Origin of the sequence: Mesorhizobium sp. M0771 (assembly GCF_040320155.1) — a bacterium.
GTDB lineage: Bacteria > Pseudomonadota > Alphaproteobacteria > Rhizobiales > Rhizobiaceae > Mesorhizobium.
This window is the reverse complement of sequence record NZ_JAMYPC010000015.1, coordinates 134,772-151,074: the sequence shown is the minus strand read 5'-3', so window position 1 is coordinate 151,074 and position 16,303 is coordinate 134,772. Positions and strand designations below refer to the sequence as shown.

General features: G+C 63.0%; 18 protein-coding genes. 5 read left to right on the top strand and 13 right to left on the bottom strand.

Annotated elements, in window-relative coordinates; genetic code table 11:
• Window positions 1-239: 239 nt before the first annotated feature.
• The 3 genes from NKI05_RS22115 to NKI05_RS22105 all read right to left on the bottom strand — a co-directional run bounded on the left by NKI05_RS22115 (window position 240) and on the right by NKI05_RS22105 (window position 3,097).
• Window positions 240-1,190, bottom strand: coding sequence for a CPBP family intramembrane glutamic endopeptidase (locus tag NKI05_RS22115; protein WP_023687661.1), 951 nt, complete (start codon window positions 1,188-1,190; stop codon window positions 240-242).
• Between the two features lie 147 nt (window positions 1,191-1,337).
• Window positions 1,338-1,937 carry a DUF1236 domain-containing protein gene (locus NKI05_RS22110; RefSeq protein WP_023671709.1) on the bottom strand — a complete coding sequence of 200 codons (600 nt, stop codon included), beginning with the start codon at window positions 1,935-1,937 and terminating at the stop codon, window positions 1,338-1,340.
• Window positions 1,938-1,999: 62 nt separating this feature from the next.
• Window positions 2,000-3,097: a zinc-binding metallopeptidase family protein gene (locus NKI05_RS22105; RefSeq protein WP_023671710.1), complete on the bottom strand. Its 1,098-nt coding sequence runs from the start codon at window positions 3,095-3,097 to the stop codon at window positions 2,000-2,002.
• Window positions 3,098-3,390: 293 nt separating this feature from the next.
• Here NKI05_RS22105 and NKI05_RS22100 point away from each other — a divergent pair, with 293 nt between their 5' ends.
• A complete protein-coding gene (locus tag NKI05_RS22100) occupies window positions 3,391-4,188 on the top strand; it encodes a lytic murein transglycosylase (RefSeq protein ID WP_023671711.1) in 798 nt (265 codons plus the stop codon).
• 100 nt (window positions 4,189-4,288) lie between these two features.
• Here NKI05_RS22100 and NKI05_RS22095 read toward each other — a convergent pair whose 3' ends face one another.
• From NKI05_RS22095 to NKI05_RS22085, 3 genes are all read right to left on the bottom strand, one after another.
• Window positions 4,289-4,567, bottom strand: a complete 279-nt coding sequence (locus NKI05_RS22095; RefSeq protein WP_023824376.1) for a hypothetical protein — start codon at window positions 4,565-4,567, stop codon at window positions 4,289-4,291.
• Window positions 4,568-4,782: 215 nt separating this feature from the next.
• Entirely contained in the window at window positions 4,783-5,205 is a 423-nt protein-coding gene (locus NKI05_RS22090; RefSeq protein ID WP_023755652.1) for a hypothetical protein, read from the bottom strand.
• 140 nt (window positions 5,206-5,345) lie between these two features.
• On the bottom strand, window positions 5,346-6,578 hold the full coding sequence (locus NKI05_RS22085; RefSeq protein ID WP_023683837.1) for an argininosuccinate synthase: 1,233 nt from the start codon (window positions 6,576-6,578) through the stop codon (window positions 5,346-5,348).
• Between the two features lie 188 nt (window positions 6,579-6,766).
• On the opposite strand from NKI05_RS22085, the gene NKI05_RS22080 reads away from it, so the two are divergent.
• Entirely contained in the window at window positions 6,767-7,408 is a 642-nt protein-coding gene (locus NKI05_RS22080; protein WP_023671715.1) for a LysE family translocator, read from the top strand.
• On the opposite strand, the gene NKI05_RS22075 is transcribed toward NKI05_RS22080, so the two are convergent.
• From NKI05_RS22075 to NKI05_RS22055, 5 genes are all read right to left on the bottom strand, one after another.
• Window positions 7,380-7,847, bottom strand: a complete 468-nt coding sequence (locus NKI05_RS22075) for a hypothetical protein (protein WP_023683838.1) — start codon at window positions 7,845-7,847, stop codon at window positions 7,380-7,382. The two genes, NKI05_RS22080 and NKI05_RS22075, sit on opposite strands and share 29 nt — an antisense overlap.
• Entirely contained in the window at window positions 7,844-9,076 is a 1,233-nt protein-coding gene (rlmN, locus tag NKI05_RS22070; protein WP_023671717.1) for a dual-specificity RNA methyltransferase RlmN, read from the bottom strand. Before rlmN ends, NKI05_RS22075 begins: the two co-directional genes overlap by 4 nt.
• 110 nt (window positions 9,077-9,186) lie before the next feature.
• Complete coding sequence (locus NKI05_RS22065) at window positions 9,187-9,690, bottom strand: invasion associated locus B family protein (RefSeq protein ID WP_023671718.1); 504 nt, start codon at window positions 9,688-9,690, stop codon at window positions 9,187-9,189.
• A gap of 314 nt (window positions 9,691-10,004) precedes the next feature.
• Window positions 10,005-10,367, bottom strand: a complete 363-nt coding sequence (locus NKI05_RS22060; protein ID WP_023671719.1) for a YkvA family protein — start codon at window positions 10,365-10,367, stop codon at window positions 10,005-10,007.
• Between the two features lie 117 nt (window positions 10,368-10,484).
• Complete coding sequence (locus tag NKI05_RS22055) at window positions 10,485-10,781, bottom strand: 4a-hydroxytetrahydrobiopterin dehydratase (RefSeq protein WP_023671720.1); 297 nt, start codon at window positions 10,779-10,781, stop codon at window positions 10,485-10,487.
• Between the two features lie 104 nt (window positions 10,782-10,885).
• Here NKI05_RS22055 and NKI05_RS22050 point away from each other — a divergent pair, with 104 nt between their 5' ends.
• Window positions 10,886-11,413, top strand: a complete 528-nt coding sequence (locus NKI05_RS22050; protein WP_023671721.1) for a low molecular weight protein-tyrosine-phosphatase — start codon at window positions 10,886-10,888, stop codon at window positions 11,411-11,413.
• On the opposite strand, the gene thpR is transcribed toward NKI05_RS22050, so the two are convergent.
• A complete protein-coding gene (gene thpR / locus NKI05_RS22045; protein WP_023683839.1) occupies window positions 11,317-11,913 on the bottom strand; it encodes an RNA 2',3'-cyclic phosphodiesterase in 597 nt (198 codons plus the stop codon). The genes NKI05_RS22050 and thpR overlap by 97 nt on opposite strands.
• A gap of 273 nt (window positions 11,914-12,186) precedes the next feature.
• On the bottom strand, window positions 12,187-12,831 hold the full coding sequence (locus NKI05_RS22040) for an arylesterase (RefSeq protein ID WP_023814778.1): 645 nt from the start codon (window positions 12,829-12,831) through the stop codon (window positions 12,187-12,189).
• Between the two features lie 86 nt (window positions 12,832-12,917).
• On the opposite strand from NKI05_RS22040, the gene NKI05_RS22035 reads away from it, so the two are divergent.
• Both NKI05_RS22035 and NKI05_RS22030 read left to right on the top strand, forming a co-directional pair.
• Window positions 12,918-13,619, top strand: coding sequence for an ABC transporter ATP-binding protein (locus NKI05_RS22035; protein WP_023683841.1), 702 nt, complete (start codon window positions 12,918-12,920; stop codon window positions 13,617-13,619).
• Entirely contained in the window at window positions 13,619-16,168 is a 2,550-nt protein-coding gene (locus NKI05_RS22030; protein WP_023814777.1) for an ABC transporter permease, read from the top strand. Before NKI05_RS22035 ends, NKI05_RS22030 begins: the two co-directional genes overlap by 1 nt.
• The last annotated feature ends 135 nt before the right edge of the window (window positions 16,169-16,303 follow it).

The following is a 16,303-nucleotide window of genomic DNA, read 5'->3' as shown; positions in this document are numbered from 1 at the left end:
GTGCGTTCGCGCCGCTCATCCAAGCAAAGCTCAAAACCAAAAAGCACCCGGGGGCGCTCAGCGCTGCCGGGTGTTGGCCTCCAGGATCTGTTTACAGCACCCACCTCAAAAGGTTTTGGCGTCCTGGTCGGCTTGCTCGGAGGGATACTCGTCGCGGATTTCGGGGCTGTAGACAGGAAATCGGCCGAAGAGTCAAGACAAGGGCGGCTTCCCGGTCTCTGGATCGGTCCCTGTTTAGTTCACCCTGCATCCCGAGGGTCGGCCGTAACCTTCAGCGGCGAGCGCGGGTGCAGAAGCAGCAGGATCGTCAGCAAGGTGCAGACGATACCGATGGCGGCGATGATGACGGCATCCGTCGTCGTCCAGTCCGGACCTTCCAGCGGCTTGGCGTTGAACAGGGCGAAGGAATTGTAGTTCTCCTGATGCGAGATCAGCAGGAAGCCGGTGAGATTGTTGCCGAGATGGGCGCCGAAGGCGGCGCCGAGATTGCCGGTGACATAAACCACCAGCGTCAACAGCAAGGCGAAGGCGGCGATCGAGGCCAGCACGCAGGCGTTGATGGCGGGGGTCGAGCCCGGGCTCCAATGCAAGAAGGTGAACAGCAAAGCGGGCAATAGCGCCCACACGTAAGGGCTCTCGAAGCGCCTGGCCAGGCCGCGCAGCAGATAGCCGCGAAACAGCATCTCCTCGGACGAGGTCTGCAGCAGGGTCAGCGCCACGATCGGGAGCAGGAACAGCAGCCAGGTCGACAGGTTGATCGTGCCGCGGGCGATTTCGGGCTGTAGCCAGTAGAGCAGGATTTCGGAAAGCGCCGATGTGATCAGCACCGCGACCAGGCCCTTGAGGAAGCCCGACAAGGACACGCGGCGACTGGCGCCGAAAAGCGCCGAGAGCGGCTCGCCATGGACGAAACGCATGGCAAGCCAGAGGCCGAGCCAGATGCCGGTAAACGAGGTGAGTGCGGTGAGTATGCCGATGGGCGAGGCCAGAAAGCCCTGAAGCGGCCCGCGCGGGTCGTCCGGCAGTACATGCCAGACGATCGCGACATAGGTGCCGCCAAGCACCACAACCAGGGTGATCGCCACCCAGAACAGGACGACGACTGCAGTTCCAATTATCAGCCGCGGCAGGTTCGTCTTTTCGGTGGCCGTGTTGCTATAGCGCTCGAAGGCGGCTGGATCTGATATCACGCGAGTTCCTCTGCCGAACGCATCGGGTCGCATGATCTAGGGGATCGTCGGCTCTCGCGCAATTGCTGCTGTTCAGCGACCCTTTTGCCGCCCTCAGCCTCGGCAGGAGGGCGGCACGAGTTCACTTGTCATTCTTTCCAGGCAAAATCAGCGCACGACGTACATGATGCGCCGTGTCTGCGGGTCGACCAGCGCCTGCTGGCCATTCACATAGACGTAGCGGTAGCGGTAGTCGGGGATTTCGCGCAGTTCGACCGTGTCGGGCAAGGTGGCACCGGTCACCACCTCGCCCTCGAGATAGACAGGATCGAGCCGGTGCGTGCTGACATAGGTGCCGACTTCCGCCGGTGGCCTGTCGATGGCGTCGACGGGGCCGTCGTCGGACAGAATCGCACCGGTATAGGTATCGGGATAATCATCCTGCGGCGGTGTAACCACGGTGATGGCGGCGTTGGCGGGGCGGCGTGTCAGAACGACCCGGTTGCCGCCGAAATCGGCCGTGACATAGTCGGAATAGACCCAGCCCTGGCCTCCGGCTTCGGCAATGGTGCACCATTTGCTGTTTTCGATGCAGCCATTGAGCGTCGCCGACTGGCCGGCGGCGAGCACGCCGATCACAGGATATTGCGGGCCGGGGCCGGCGCGCACATTAAGATCGGTGACGGCCGAGACGGCGGTATCGGCGAGTGCCGCACCCGACATCGCGACAAGCGCCCCGGCGACGGCCGGAAACAATATGCGTCTCATGGTTTCTCTCCCTTTCATGGTCCCTCGCGACACCAAACGAAACCAGAACGCATGCGTTCCGGCTAAAATACCGACGCCAGCTCACGATTTGTTCCGGTTTCTTTCGGCAAACCGGTCAAAAGCTCATGCACGAAGCTGAGTTTCTGCGCCGTCACGTCCGAAATGACGAAGGGATAAAGGTCGGGCAGGCCCATGCAGCGGTTGATCGAGTTGGAGGCTTCCGAGAGTACCAGCCAGCGGGCGAGAATCTTTTCGAACGGCTCGGGCACGGCGTCAGGTTCCGCGGGCGCCGCCTGCAACCGGCCGCCGGTGTCGCCTTGCGGCAGCACATTGGTCTCCATCGTCTCAAGCTGGCCGAGTGGAAAATTCAGCGCGTGCACCATCTCCAGCGTGTCGGTGATGTGGAGATGGTGCGCCCAGGTCTCGGCCCAGTCTTCCCATGGATGCGACGTCGCATAGGCGGAGATGTGGTTCTGCTGCCAGTCGGGCGCAGCGCCATTGGCGTAATAGGCCTTCAGCGCCTGCTCGTAGTCGGGGCGTTCGTCGCCGAACAGCGCCCGGAAGGCATCGAGCCGTTGCGGCTCGTCGCGGATCAGCCGGTCCCAGTAGTAATGGCCAAGCTCATGACGGAAATGACCGAGCAGCGTGCGGTAATTTTCGCCCATCTCGACGCGACGCCGCTCGCGCTCGGCCGAGTCCGCCTCGGCGACGTTGAGCGTGATCAGGCCGTTGTCGTGGCCGGTAAGGATGCGTTCGCCGCCGGGACCGCCGCCGATCGGATCGGCAATGAAGTCGAAGGCGAGGCCGATTTCGTCGCCGTGCTTGTGCTTGGGCACGACCGGAAGGCCGAAGGCGAGCAGCGAATAGACGGCGCGCTTCTTGGCCGCCTCGACGCGAATCCAGCGGCGGCGGTTGCCGTCGACGGAGAGGTCGGGGATCAGCTGGTTCAGCACGCAGGCGCGGCAGTAGGTATGACCCGGTTCGGCCATCCAGTTGCAGGCGCATTCATCCGCATTGGTGCAGTGGAAGATGCCGTCGACGTCAGACAAGGCAAAGCGCGCATGCTCGGGATCGTAAAGCACGAGACTCCCGCAATTCAGGCACTGCGCATTCTCGAAGTAGAGGCGGTGGCCGCAATGCGGGCAGTCGAACAGTTTCATGTCGATCTCGATGCGTCAGGCGTTGGCGTATGGCGTCAGAGGAGGAATATGGTGCGGAGCGGCGCCTCGCCCAAACGCCCGCCACGGGCCGCCGTTCCATGCCCCCGTCACCTCTTTTTACCCGAGCAGCGAATTCGCCTGCCCGGCACCGGGCGTTTCGGCCACAATAAGCACTTGATCGTAAGCAAATTCCGCTGCATTGGCCAGGGTAGCGCCGGGGGTACGGTGACAATGGCGCGTTTCGCTGGCAAGTTCGCAACCGGGACGTGATTCAGGCAATCAGGAGAAAAAGCATGGCATTGCTTGCCAAGGGAAAGATTATTGCTGCCGCGGTGGTCGCGGTACTTGCGCTGGCGACGGGCGCGCAGGCGGCGGCCAGCTGCGGCAAGACCGGCGCGGGCTTCGAGGCGTGGAAGCAGGACTTTGCCGCGCAGGCCAGGTCCGAAGGTGTCGGCGGGAAGGGTCTGGCTGCTCTGGCCGGTGCCAGCTACGCGACAAAGACAATCTCCGTCGACCGCGCCATCCACAAGGCGTTCAGCGGTTCGGTGGACGCCTTCATGAAGCGTCGTGGCGGAGCTGCGATCATTTCCAGGGGCCGTGCGCTGAAGAAGTCGAATGCAGCGATGTTCGACAGGATCGAGAGCAATTACGGGGTGTCGCCGGGCGTGTTGCTGGCCATCTGGGGCATGGAAACCGGCTTCGGAGCCTCCCTGGGCAACCAGAACACGGTCTCCGCCATTCTGACGCTTGCCTATGATTGCCGTCGCCCGGGCTTCTTTTACCCGCATGCCATTGCGGCGCTGAAGCTGGTCGATCGCGGCGCGCTGAGCGCCTCGTCGGTCGGCGCTGCGCATGGCGAGATCGGCCATACGCAGTTCCTGCCCGGCAATGTCCTGAAGTATGGCGTCGGCAACGGAAATCTGCGCGACAAGGCGACGGCCTTGGCTTCGACGGCCAACTTTCTCAAGGCTCATGGCTGGCGGGCGGGTGCGAGCGCAAGTGCGAATATGGGGGCCATCGCCGGCTGGAATTCCGCCAGCGTCTACCAGCAGGCCATCGCCCAGATCGCCGACGCGATCGACGGCGGCTGATAGAAATATCCAGATCGAAGAACGGAAAGCCCGGCCATGCGCCGGGCTTTTCTGCAAGGACTGGAGCTTTTGGCGTTCAAACCGTTCAGCAGCCGAGCGGCTACCCGCCTTTTATGACCTTCCAGATGTCCGTGGACTGGTCGAACTGGAGGCGGTTTATGTCGGAGAAGGTCAGCCGGCCGCTCTTCATGGCATCGGCAAGGCGGCGGCACAGCAGTGGCGGCATGCGCTCCAGGGAAACGCCCATAAAAGCGGCGATCTCGTGTTTGGCCGATATATTCGATATGGCCACCTTGGTGATGCAGCGATCGAATGCCGCCTCGGGATCCTGTTTCACTTGCTCCTGCCCAGTCTGGCAACCGGCCAGCATGACGACCATTGCAGGCAGCGCCACAAACCACGGCTTCATTGTCAGCTGCCCCCATCGATTGTGAGGAGGCTAGATAAGGGCCCGAAAAGATCAAGCAGGAAAAGCACTGAGTTCTTTGCCGGCGCTCTATTTCTTTGTTTTTACGCAGTTACGGACGAAGTCGGGCATGCTCTTTCTCGAATTGCTCGATCGTTGGCGCAAATGCCGGCTGAGCGACTGGGCTCTCAATAATGTGCGTAGCCGCTCAACGGGCACTTCTCGGAAATAGGAACCTCGAAGGCGCCTTCAGTACCTTTGCAGCTCCGGAATTTGGAGTTGCGCAGCACCGGCGCGGCCCTGGCAGCCGCCTTTGACTTGCCCTTGATGACCAGCCATATCTCGGTCGGCAGGTCTAGCTGCACTCTGTTCAAATCGGAGTAGCTGATCCGCCCGCTGCGTACTCCTTCGGTGATGCGCTGGCAGAACAGGGCCGGCATGCGCTCCTGCGAGACGCCCATGAAAGAGGCGATTTCGTGCTTGAACGTGATGCTCCATAGATGGACGGCGGAGATGCACCCGTCCTGCTCGCGTTTTGCGGCCGCCTGCGAGGACTGGCATCCGGTAAAGACGATGGCCGCCGCAAGCATGAGAAAAATGGCGTTTTTCACGATCAGAATCCCTCCGTCCCGCGAAGGAATTTAGATGAGGCTTTTAAAAGGTCAAACGGAAACCATGTCAGCCAGCTTGGCCTCTTATATTAGAGGTACCAAATAAAAACCCTGCGTGACCGCCGGGTTTTCCTGGAACACTAGTTTGGTTCACCCTTGCGGCTCCTTGCCGCCAGCGTCCTCAGCCGCAGCGCATTGAGGCGGATGAAGCCGGCGGCGTCCTTCTGGTCGTAGGCGCCGCGGTCATCCTCGAAGGTGACCAGCGCGTCGGAATAGAGCGTCTTCTTGGATTTGCGGCCGGTGACCATGACATTGCCCTTGTAGAGTTTCAGGCGCACCGTGCCTTCGACGTCTTCCTGGCTCTTGTCGATCATCGCCTGGAGCATCAGCCGCTCGGGCGAGAACCAGAAGCCGTTGTAGATCAGCTCGGCGTAGCGCGGCATGAACTCGTCCTTGAGGTGGCCGGCGCCGCGGTCGAGCGTGATCGATTCGATGGCGCGGTGGGCGACGATCAGGATGGTGCCGCCGGGGGTCTCGTAGACGCCGCGCGATTTCATGCCGACGAAGCGGTTCTCGACCAGATCGAGCCGGCCGATGCCATTGTCGCGGCCAAGATCGTTAAGCGCCGTCAGCATGGTGGCCGGCGACAGCTTCTTGCCGTTCAGTGCAATCGGATCGCCCTTCAAAAATTCGATCTCGATCTCGGTGACCTTGTCCGGCGCCTCCATCGGCGAGACGGTGCGCTGATGGACGAATTCCGGCGGCTCGCTCCACGGGTCTTCCAGCACCTTGCCCTCGGAAGAGGAGTGCAGAAGGTTGGCGTCGACCGAGAACGGCGCCTCCCCCCGCTTGTCCTTGGCCACCGGGATCTGGTGCTGCTCGGCGAAGTTGATCAGGTCGGTGCGCGACTTGAACGACCAGTCGCGCCACGGCGCGATGACCTTGATGTCGGGATTCAGCGCATAGGCCGACAGCTCGAAACGCACCTGGTCGTTGCCCTTGCCGGTGGCGCCATGCGCAATAGCATCGGCGCCGACCTCCTGGGCGATCTCGACCAGGTGTTTGGAGATCAGCGGCCGGGCGATCGAGGTGCCGAGCAGGTAGGTGCCTTCATAGACGGCATTGGCGCGAAACATCGGGAAGACGAAGTCGGCGACGAATTCCTCGCGGACATCGACGACGCGGATATCCTTGATGCCCATCATCTCGGCCTTCTTGCGCGCCGGCTCCAACTCGCCACCCTGGCCGAGATCGGCGGTGAAGGTGACGACTTCGGCGCCGAGCTCGGTCTGCAGCCATTTCAGGATAATGGAGGTGTCGAGACCGCCGGAATAGGCGAGCACGACCTTCTTGACGTCTTTTGTCTTGGGCATTGCTGGGGACATTTTGGCGGTTCCGCGCGTGAGTTTCGCGGGCGAGGTATCACGGCATTTCCGGCCAGCGCAAGGGATGAACGGGCGCCGGCCGCCGCAGCCGCTGGACCAGATGCCACGCCAGTCAGTTGCTGGCGTGAGCGGGGAGGCTGCGTTATAGACCGACGATCATTCGCCAGGGGCCACCGATGTCCTTCATTCCCGACACCACAACACTGATCCAGTTCGCCATCGCCACCATGATCCTGGCGATCACGCCGGGGCCGGATATGACGCTGTTCGTCTCGCGAACACTGAGCCAGGGCCGCGCCGCCGGCTTTGCCTCGCTGGCGGGTGCTCTGTTCGGCACGCTGATCCATACAACTTTGGTGGCGGTCGGCATCTCGGCGCTGATCGTCGCCTCGCCGATGGCCTTCCTGGTGCTGAAAATCTTCGGCGCCGTCTATCTGGTGTTCCTGGCCTGGCAGGCGATGACCAAGGGCTCGGCGTTTTCACCGCAGAAGAAGAATGGCCCGCAGATTTCGCTGTTCCGCAGCTGGGCCGCCGGACTCGGCGTCAATTTACTCAACCCGAAGATCATCCTGTTCTTCATGACGTTTCTGCCGCAGTTCGTCTCGGCTCACGATCCGAACGCGCCGGGAAAACTGTTCTCCCTCGGCCTCATGTTCATCGTGCTGTCGATCCCTGTGACGGCGCCGATGGTGTTTGCCGCGGAAAGGTTTTCGGCGGCGATGAAGGCCAGCCCGCGCGTAACGCGGGTCGTCGACTATCTCTTTGCCGGTGTGTTTTCGGCCTTCGCGCTCAAGATCCTGACCGCTCAGGCGAAGTAGCGGCCTGCCACCAGCTTCCGGCCCAGCGGCCGGCGCTTAGCCAGTAGAAGATGCCGCCGACCATGCCGCAGCCGATCACCGCGGCGATGGCGCGCGGTTTGGTGACGTCGAAATCCACGTTCTGGTGGACGAAGCCGAGGAAGGCCGCGGCCACCAAGCCGCCCGCGAGTGCATAGAACAGCCAGTCGCGGCGGCTGAGGACCTCGGAGATCAGGATTGCGACCACCGCCGGTATGAAAGCGAAATAGGCGACAAACAGCGCCACGAACGGGATCGAAAAATACAGCGCCGCGGCCGCCGCTGGGTGCGCATCGTCCGGCATATAACCGACGGAAGCCAGGAACAACACGTTGAGAAAGGCGCTCGCCGCCAATGAGGCGACGACATAGCCGAACAGGATGACAGCGAAACGGAGGATATAGGCGAAGAGGCGGCTCACGCCTCGCCATGCCCCGCAATCATCATGGCTTCCAGCGCCAGGCGGTCGACCTTGCGCATGCGTTCGGATTCGGATTTGAGCTGCCCGCAGGCGGCCAGGATGTCGCGGCCGCGCGGCGTGCGGATCGGCGAGGCATAGCCGGCATTGTTGATGTAGTCGGCAAATTTCTCGATCGTCTCCCAGTCCGAGCACTGATAGTTGGTGCCCGGCCACGGGTTGAACGGGATCAGATTGATCTTGGCTGGAATGCCTTTGAGCAGCTTGATCAGCCCCTTGGCGTCCTCGATGGAATCGTTGACGTCCTTCAGCATCACATATTCGAAGGTGATGCGCTTGGCGTTGGACAGGCCGGGATAGGCGCGGCAGGCCTCGATCAGTTCCTTCAGCGGATACTTCTTGTTTATCGGCACAAGCAGGTCGCGCAGATCGTCATTGGTGGCGTGCAGCGAGATCGCCAGCATGACCCCTATCTCCTCGCCGGTGCGGAAGATCTCGGGCACCACGCCGGAGGTCGAGAGCGTAATGCGGCGCTTCGACAGCGACAGTCCGTCGCCGTCGGAGGCAATCAGCAGCGCCTTCTTCACCGCCTCGAAATTGTAGAGCGGCTCGCCCATGCCCATCATGACGACGTTGGAGACTTTTCTGCCCTCGGCAGGGACGATGGCGCCGTCGGGTGTGTCGCGGTCGGGGAAATCGCCGAGCCGGTCGCGGGCGGTGAGCAATTGCGCCAGGATCTCTTCCGCCGTCAAATTGCGCACCAGCTTCTGCGTGCCGGTGTGGCAGAACGAACAGGTCAGCGTGCAGCCGACCTGCGAGGAGATGCAGAGCGTGCCGCGGCCTTCTTCGGGGATGTAGACGGTCTCGATCTCGACGGGACGGCCGGCACCGCGCGGCGGAAAGCGGAACAGCCACTTGCGCGTGCCGTCGGAGGAAATCTGCTCCTCGACGATTTCGGGCCGGGCGACGGTAAAATGCTTGTCGAGTTCGGCGCGCAGATCCTTGGAGATGTTGAACATGCCGGCAAAATCGGAGACGCCGCGCACATACATCCAGTGCCAGAGCTGCTGGGCGCGCATTTTCGCCTGGCGCTCGGGCACGATGCCGGCACTGACAAGGGCTTCACCGAGCTCGGCCCGGGTCAGGCCGATCAGCGACGGCTTCTCGGGCGTGGCGCGAGCGCGCAACGCGTCGCGTGCGCCCTCAGTGGTGAGATCGAAGGAAAGGGTCATATCAGCGCCAATATAAGCAAATTGCGGCCGATTTCATCCATCGTGCCGAAAAGAAGCGCGGCGCATAGCACAGGTTGCGGCGAGAGTCATGCGGCGGGAACCGCGCTAGCCTACTTGCACTTGGCGATCGACGTCAGCGCGGCCGAGATGCCTTTCAGCGAAAACACATAGGTCGTCGGATTGCCGCGGCCAGACTTCGCCGAGACCTTCATGTCGGTGCCGGTCTTCATGGCGGCGATCAGCACCGGCTCTTCGGCGGCGTTCTCGACCCAGGCCGACTTGCCGCGGGTGAACATCGAGAACGTCTTCTTGTCGATGGTGACGGTGGCCTTGGAGCCTTCCTGGAATGTGTAGCCGGCGATGAATTGCGGCTCGTAGGACACTTGCTGGCCCGGCCGCTGGCTGACGAAGAAGAACATGTCGCCGTGATCGAGCGTCGGCGGCTGCTTGTCGGTCGGCACGGTGAGCACATAGCAGACCTTGCCGCCCTGCGCCTGGTAGCTGTAGGTGCCCCAGGCATTGTGCTGGCCGATCTTGGTCGCCTGCTGCGCCAGCGCCGGCGCGGCAAAAGCCACCAGGACCAGGCTCGAGACTAGTGCAATCAATCCGCGCATCGCTTTTCCCGTATTCCAAATGGTGCGGGGCAGGCCGGCTTGGCGTCCTGCCCGTCGCTTCATTTTGATTTAATCTGGGTTACCAAACGGTGAATTTCCCTCGGAAAAGGACATTCACCCATGGAAACCACCGCCATTTCCGCGCCGCTTCTTGAAAAAACGGCTTTCGCAATGTCCCTGCGGCGACTTGGAGGCCACGAAAGCGGCAAGAGTTTGACTTTTCCAACGGCCGCAGCGGAACCCGAAGCCAAGCCGCTATCGTCCTGTTTGAGCGGAGGATTTCTTCTGAACCCAGTTGCCAACGCGACGCCGATTCAGCTCTTGTCGGCGATCGCCTCCTTGGCGGCCTTGCGGTGCGCAGGGGTGATATGGGCGCTTACCGTGGAGATCGCGGCGGTCAGCACGGCGATGTCGTCGGTGAAGCCGAGGCCGAAGACGAAATCGGGGATGACGTCGACCGGCAGCACGAAATAGCCAAGCGCTGCCAGCAATATGCCCTTGGCACGCAAAGGCGTCTTCCTGTCGAGCGCGCAATAATAGCCGGCGACGACCTCTTCCATGAACGGAATCTGCCGGGCGGCCTTCTTGGCCGTGCGCCAGAATTTGGCGCGCACTTCACTCTCGTCGCCGAGCTTGCTGCCGAAGCCGAAGAAATCAAAACCGGGCTGCTGCGCCATCAATCCTCTCCTTGCCGGCCGTCGCGCTACGCGTTGCGCGGCCGCCACGGAAAATGTGGTGAAAGTCCCGGTCCACTGCAAGAGGATGGCGCCGATTTGGCGTTGCCGCCCCAGCGTTCAGCCGCCAGCATACCCATTCATCTTCTTGGCCAGCGCGATGTCGAGCGCAGTGACACCACCGGCATCATGGGTGTTGAGCGTCACGTCGACAGTCTTGTAGACGTTCGACCAGTCGGGATGATGGTCCATCTTCTCGGCGGCCAGCGCGACGCGGGTCATGAAGGCGAAGGCTTCGGAAAAATTCTTGAAGTCGAAGCTGCGCTTGATGGAGGCGCCATCGGCTGCCTGCGACCAGCCGGCCAGTTCGGCCAGTGCGGCGGCGATGGCGTCCTTGCTGAGTTTCTCTCTCGTCATGATGATTTCCCGTGCTATCCCAGATATCGACCCTCACCATAATGCAAGTCGCCCAAAAGTCCTTTGCGTTTTGGGCTTCCAAATGCACGAACGGCGCATATCGAATGAGCGTAAAGCCGATAAATTCCATACTCTTCGTCTGCCTCGGCAACATCTGCCGCTCACCCCTGGCCGAAGGCGTGTTTCGCGCCGTGCTGGCGGAACGCGGCCGCGACATGGTGCTGGACGATATCGTGCTGGACTCTGCGGCGACCGGCGGCTGGAACCTCGGCGAAGCGCCCGACCCGCGCTCGATCGCGATTGCGGCCCGCCACGGCATCGACATATCAGGGCAGCGGGCACGCAAGGTCAGGCCGGGGGATTTTTCGCGCTTCGACCTGATCCTCGGCATGGATCGGCAGAATGTCCGCGACCTCAAGGCGTTGGCGCCGGCCGGTGCCCGCGAACGTATTCATCTCTTGGCAGAGTTTGCGCAGGGCAAAACCCGCGACGTGCCGGATCCCTATTATGACGGGGCCGAAGCGTTCGCTTCGGTCTACCGCATGATCCGCGAAGCGTCGGAGGCGCTGGCGACGAGATTGGTGGCGCGGGCGTCGACGCCGGAGAGCGGCCACGCCTCCTCGACAATGTAGGGACCGCCGCCGACCGAATCGCGCGACGACATCAGCACGAAGCGGCCGACGCGAAACGGCAGCGTCGAAAAATTGCCGCGCGCCGACAGGTACTGGGCGACGTCGAGCGGGCTCGAATTGCGCAAGCGTGCCAGCGTAACATGCGGGGTGAACTTGCGCGGGTCGGCAGGCAAGCCGAGCCGCTGGCAGATGCGGTCGATTTCGCCTTGCAGCGCCGAAAGGTCGGGCGAGGCGAAGACGCCGGCCCAGACGGCGTGCGGCTTCTTCTGGCCGAAAGCGCCAACTCCGGACAGGGTGAGCGAGAAGGATGGGCGGTGCACCCGGTCGAGTGCGTTGGCGATTTCGTCGGCGACATGGCCTTCGACGTCGCCGATGAAGCGCAGCGTCAGATGGTAGTTTTCGACATCGATCCAGCGGGCTCCGGGCAGGCCGCCCCTGAGCAGGGACAGCGAAAGAGCGGCATCACGGGGTATTTCGAGGGCGGTGAAAAGACGCGGCATGGTGAGCCTCCCTTCCTCGAATCGAACTGTGCCCCTAGCGAATCATCGATAGTCAAACGGGGCAAGTGGTTTGTTGGTTGCAGGCATTTTTACGAACAGGCGCCTCCAAGCGATGAATAAGCACTATTGCCGTGCCGCCTCGGCGCTTGCATTACCCAGATGCTGCATATGCTCTTCGAGCGCAGCATGGATGACTCGGGTCATCGGCAGCCCGGTCTTTTGTTTCAAAGTTCGCGCGAGGCGAACGCCGCGTTATTCTCGTCAGGCCGGCGTTCAACCGCCACCCTCAACTGCCGCAATCGCCTTCTCCACGGCGGGCATGATGCGCTCGACCATCGCTGCGACGCCCTTCGGATTGGGATGCAGGCCATCCTCCAACTGCAGGCCGGACTGCCCGGCGACGCCATCGAGAAAAAACGGATAGAGCGGCACATCGTATTTCGCGGCCAGCTTTGGGTAGATCGCATCGAAGGCGTTCTGGTAGTCGGCGCCGAGATTGGGAGCGGCGCGCATGCCGGCCAAAAGCACCGCGATCTTGCGCGCTTTCAGCTTCGCCAGCATGTCGTCCAGGTTCTTTTCCGTAGTGCTGGGCGAGACGCCGCGCAGCATGTCGTTGGCGCCGAGTTCGAGGATAACCAGCCTTGTCCCATCCGGCACCGACCAGTCAAGCCGCGCCAAGCCGCCGCTCGAGGTGTCGCCTGAAACGCCGGCGTTGGCGACGGTGACGTCATGGCCTTTGGCGCGCAGCGCAGCTTGCAATTTGTCGGTAAAGCCATCGCCAGGCCCGAGGCCGAAACCGGCCATCAGGCTGTCGCCGAAGCCGACGATGGTGAACGTCTCGGCGCGCACAGACGAAATGGCGCCGCAAAGGGTGACGAAAAGGACGAGCCCTGCGGCATTCAAGCGTTTGAAAGACATGTGGCAGCCCCCATATACCCGAGGAATTCTTCCGGCGACGGCTTCCGGCAAGCAGAGCCTTCATCCTGATATAGGACGCTTTAATTGTGACAGAAGCCGTCATCGAGCTGAAAGACGTATCCCTGACCCTTGGCCAAGGCGCTTCCTCAGTGCATGTGCTGAAACGCGTCAGCCTGGACGTGACGCGCGGCGAGGCGACCGGCATCGTCGGCCCTTCGGGGTCCGGCAAGTCGACCTTGCTGATGGTGCTGGCCGGGCTGGAGCAGGTCGATTCGGGGACGGTGCGGATCGCCGGCGAATTGCTGAACGGCAAAAGCGAGGACGAGGTCGCATCGTTTCGGGGCCGAAACATCGGCATCGTCTTCCAGTCGTTCCATCTCATTCCCAACATGACGGCGCTCGAAAATGTCGCGGTGCCGCTGGAACTGGCCGGCCATGCCGATCCGTTCGGTGTCGCGGCGCGCGAGCTGGCAGCGGTGGGCTTGAGCGACCGCGTCACCCACTATCCGGGCGAGCTGTCCGGCGGCGAACAGCAGCGCGTGGCGATCGCCCGCGCGCTGGCGCCGTCGCCGCGCATTCTCATCGCCGACGAGCCGACCGGCAATCTCGACCAGGCGACGGGGCGGCAGGTTGCCGACCTTTTGTTCGCCAAGGCGGCCGAGCGCGGCATGACCTTGGTGCTGGTCACGCACGATCCGGCCCTTGCGGCGCGCTGCTCGCGCCAGGTGTCGATGCGCTCGGGCCGCATCGAGGATGCGCCGGTAGCGCAGGTCAAGGTGCCGGCCTGATGCCACTGTCGCAGACGCTGAAGCTCGCGTTCCGCTTCTCGCTGCGCGAGATGCGCGGCGGGTTGTCGGGTTTCCTGATCTTCCTTGCCTGCATTGCGCTCGGCGTCGCTGCAATCGGCGGGGTCAATTCGGTGGCGCAGGCGATCACCGCAGGCGTTGCAGACCAGGGCCAGACGCTGCTTGGCGGCGACTTGCGCTTCCAGCTCAACCAGCGCGATGCGACGCCAGCCGAAAGCACCTTCCTCGACCGCCTCGGCACTGTGTCGCACAGCGCCAATATGCGCTCGATGGCGCGGCTGGATGACGGCTCCGACCAGGCGTTGGTTGAGGCCAAGGCCGTCGACGACGCCTATCCGCTCTATGGCGCGCTCGAGACCGCGCCGCAGCTTGGCAGAGAGGATTTGTTCGGCGAGAAATCAGGCGTCTTTGGCGCCGCCGCGCCCGACCTGTTGTTCGACCGGCTGAATGTGGAGATCGGTGACCGGCTGAAGGTCGGCAGCGCGACATTCGAATTGCGGGCCAGGCTGGTGAGCGAACCGGATGCGGTGTCGGACGGTTTCGGCTTCGCGCCGCGGCTGATGGTTTCGATGCAAGGGCTCGCCGCCTCTGGTCTGATCCAGCCAGGCAGCCTGGTCGAGAATGCCTACAAGGTTCGGCTGCCGGCCGGCGCCAGCGAGGCCGATCTCAAGGCCATCCAGGATCGGGCGGCGAGCGATTTCCCCGAAGCCGGCTGGTCGATCCGCACCCGCTCGAACGCCGCGCCGGCGCTGTCCTCCAACATCGAGCGCTTCTCGCAATTCCTGACGCTGGTCGGGCTGACGGCGCTGGTCGTCGGTGGCGTCGGCGTTGCCAATGCGGTGCGCGCCTATCTCGACGGCAAGCGCGGCGTCATCGCCACCTTCAAGAGCCTTGGCGCCTCGGGCGGCTTCGTCTTCACCGTCTATCTCGTGCAGATCCTGATGATCGCCGGCCTCGGCATCGCGCTTGGCCTCATCCTCGGCGCCGCCATGCCGTTTGCTGCCAGCGCTGCGCTCCAGTCGGTCATTCCGGTGCCGGCTAAAGGCGGCTTCTATCCCGGTGCGCTGGCTCTTGCCGCGCTGTTCGGGCTGCTGGTGACGCTTGCCTTCGCGCTGTTGCCGCTCGGCCGCGCCCGCGATGTGCCGGCGACCGCGCTGTTTCGCGAAATGGGTTTTGAGGGCCGCGGCTTTCCACGCCTGCCCTATCTTGCCACGGCGGTCGGCATCGCGCTCGCTTTGGCGGCGCTCGCCATCCTGTTTTCCGGCGACCGGCGCATCGCCTTGATCTTCGTCGGCGCGACGGTCTTTGCCTTTCTGGTGTTGCGCCTGGTCGGTGCGCTGGTGCAGTGGGTGGCGCGCAAAAGCCCGCGTGTGCGCTCGGTCGCGCTTCGGCTCGCCATCGGCAACATCCACCGGCCCGGCGCGCTGACGCCGTCCGTCGTGCTGTCGCTCGGGCTCGGGCTGACGCTTTTGGTGACGCTGGCGCTGATCGACGGCAATCTCAGGCAGCAGATCTCCGGCAGTCTGCCGGAACGGGCGCCGAATTTCTTCTTCGTCGACATCCAGAATAGCGAGGTCGATGCCTTCTCGACATTGATCGGCAAAGAGGCGCCGAAGGGAACGCTGGTCAAGGTGCCGATGCTGCGCGGCCGGGTGATGGCGCTGAACGGCGTTAGTGTCGACAAGGCCAATGTGCCATCGGAAGGCGCCTGGGTGCTGCGCGGCGATCGCGGCCTGACCTACGACGCCAAACAGCCGGCCAATGCGACACTGACCGAAGGCATCTGGTGGTCGGAGAATTACAGCGGCGAACCGCTGGTTTCGTTCTCCAACGATGAAGGCAAGGCGCTCGGCCTGAAGCTTGGCGATACCGTCACCGTCAATGTGCTCGGACGCAATGTGACGGCCAGGATCGCCAATTTCCGAGAGGTGCAATGGGAGACGATGGGCATCAACTTCGTCATGGTGTTCTCGCCCAACACTTTTGCCGGCGCCCCGCATGGCTGGCTGGCGACGCTGACCGAAAAGGATGCCACGGCAGCAGAGGATGCCCGCCTGCTGAACGCCGTCACCCGCGCCTTCCCGGCGGTGACGACAGTTCGGGTCAAGGACGCGCTCGATGTCGTCAACCGGCTGGTCGGCCAGCTCGGCACGGCGATCCGGGTCGCGGCCGGCGTTGCCTTGATCGCTTCGGTGCTGGTGCTGGCCGGCGCGCTCGCCGCGGGAAATCGCGCCCGCATCCACGATGCCGTGGTGCTGAAGACGTTGGGCGCCACGAGGCGCACGCTGATCGCGGCGTTTTCGCTGGAATACATGCTGATCGGCCTGGCCACCGCGGTGTTTGCGTTGGCTGCCGGCGGCATCGCCGCCTGGTACATCGTTGCCCGCATCATGACGTTGCCGTCGCATTTCATGCCGGAGGTGGCAGTGGCGACCTTGGTGTTTGCGCTGGTGATCACGGTCGGCATCGGCCTTGCCGGCACCTGGCGGGTGCTCGGGCACAAGGCGGCGCCGGTGCTGCGCGACCTCTAGGCCCAAAACGGCAAGGTTGGCCGAATCTGCCGTTTCCGATTAAATCTTGGTAATGTGCAGTCATGGAAGCCCAAGAAAACCGGCTTCCGGAGATTCACCAAGCGTTGCAGCCCGTTACGGTCTTGTTCTTGACGT

What these genes read in the sequence shown, in the direction of transcription:
- thpR (WP_023683839.1), bottom strand. Translation starts at nt 11,913, where the DNA reads ATGCCGCGTCTTTTCACCGCCCTCGAAATACCCCGTGATGCCGCTCTT.
- NKI05_RS22055 (WP_023671720.1), bottom strand. Translation starts at nt 10,781, where the DNA reads ATGACGAGAGAGAAACTCAGCAAGGACGCCATCGCCGCCGCACTGGCC.
- NKI05_RS22050 (WP_023671721.1), top strand. Translation starts at nt 10,886, where the DNA reads ATGAGCGTAAAGCCGATAAATTCCATACTCTTCGTCTGCCTCGGCAAC.
- NKI05_RS22060 (WP_023671719.1), bottom strand. Translation starts at nt 10,367, where the DNA reads ATGGCGCAGCAGCCCGGTTTTGATTTCTTCGGCTTCGGCAGCAAGCTC.
- rlmN (WP_023671717.1), bottom strand. Translation starts at nt 9,076, where the DNA reads ATGACCCTTTCCTTCGATCTCACCACTGAGGGCGCACGCGACGCGTTG.
- NKI05_RS22095 (WP_023824376.1), bottom strand. Translation starts at nt 4,567, where the DNA reads ATGGTCGTCATGCTGGCCGGTTGCCAGACTGGGCAGGAGCAAGTGAAA.
- NKI05_RS22110 (WP_023671709.1), bottom strand. Translation starts at nt 1,937, where the DNA reads ATGAGACGCATATTGTTTCCGGCCGTCGCCGGGGCGCTTGTCGCGATG.
- NKI05_RS22040 (WP_023814778.1), bottom strand. Translation starts at nt 12,831, where the DNA reads ATGTCTTTCAAACGCTTGAATGCCGCAGGGCTCGTCCTTTTCGTCACC.
- NKI05_RS22100 (WP_023671711.1), top strand. Translation starts at nt 3,391, where the DNA reads ATGGCATTGCTTGCCAAGGGAAAGATTATTGCTGCCGCGGTGGTCGCG.
- NKI05_RS22030 (WP_023814777.1), top strand. Translation starts at nt 13,619, where the DNA reads ATGCCACTGTCGCAGACGCTGAAGCTCGCGTTCCGCTTCTCGCTGCGC.
- NKI05_RS22105 (WP_023671710.1), bottom strand. Translation starts at nt 3,097, where the DNA reads ATGAAACTGTTCGACTGCCCGCATTGCGGCCACCGCCTCTACTTCGAG.
- NKI05_RS22085 (WP_023683837.1), bottom strand. Translation starts at nt 6,578, where the DNA reads ATGCCCAAGACAAAAGACGTCAAGAAGGTCGTGCTCGCCTATTCCGGC.
- NKI05_RS22065 (WP_023671718.1), bottom strand. Translation starts at nt 9,690, where the DNA reads ATGCGCGGATTGATTGCACTAGTCTCGAGCCTGGTCCTGGTGGCTTTT.
- NKI05_RS22080 (WP_023671715.1), top strand. Translation starts at nt 6,767, where the DNA reads ATGTCCTTCATTCCCGACACCACAACACTGATCCAGTTCGCCATCGCC.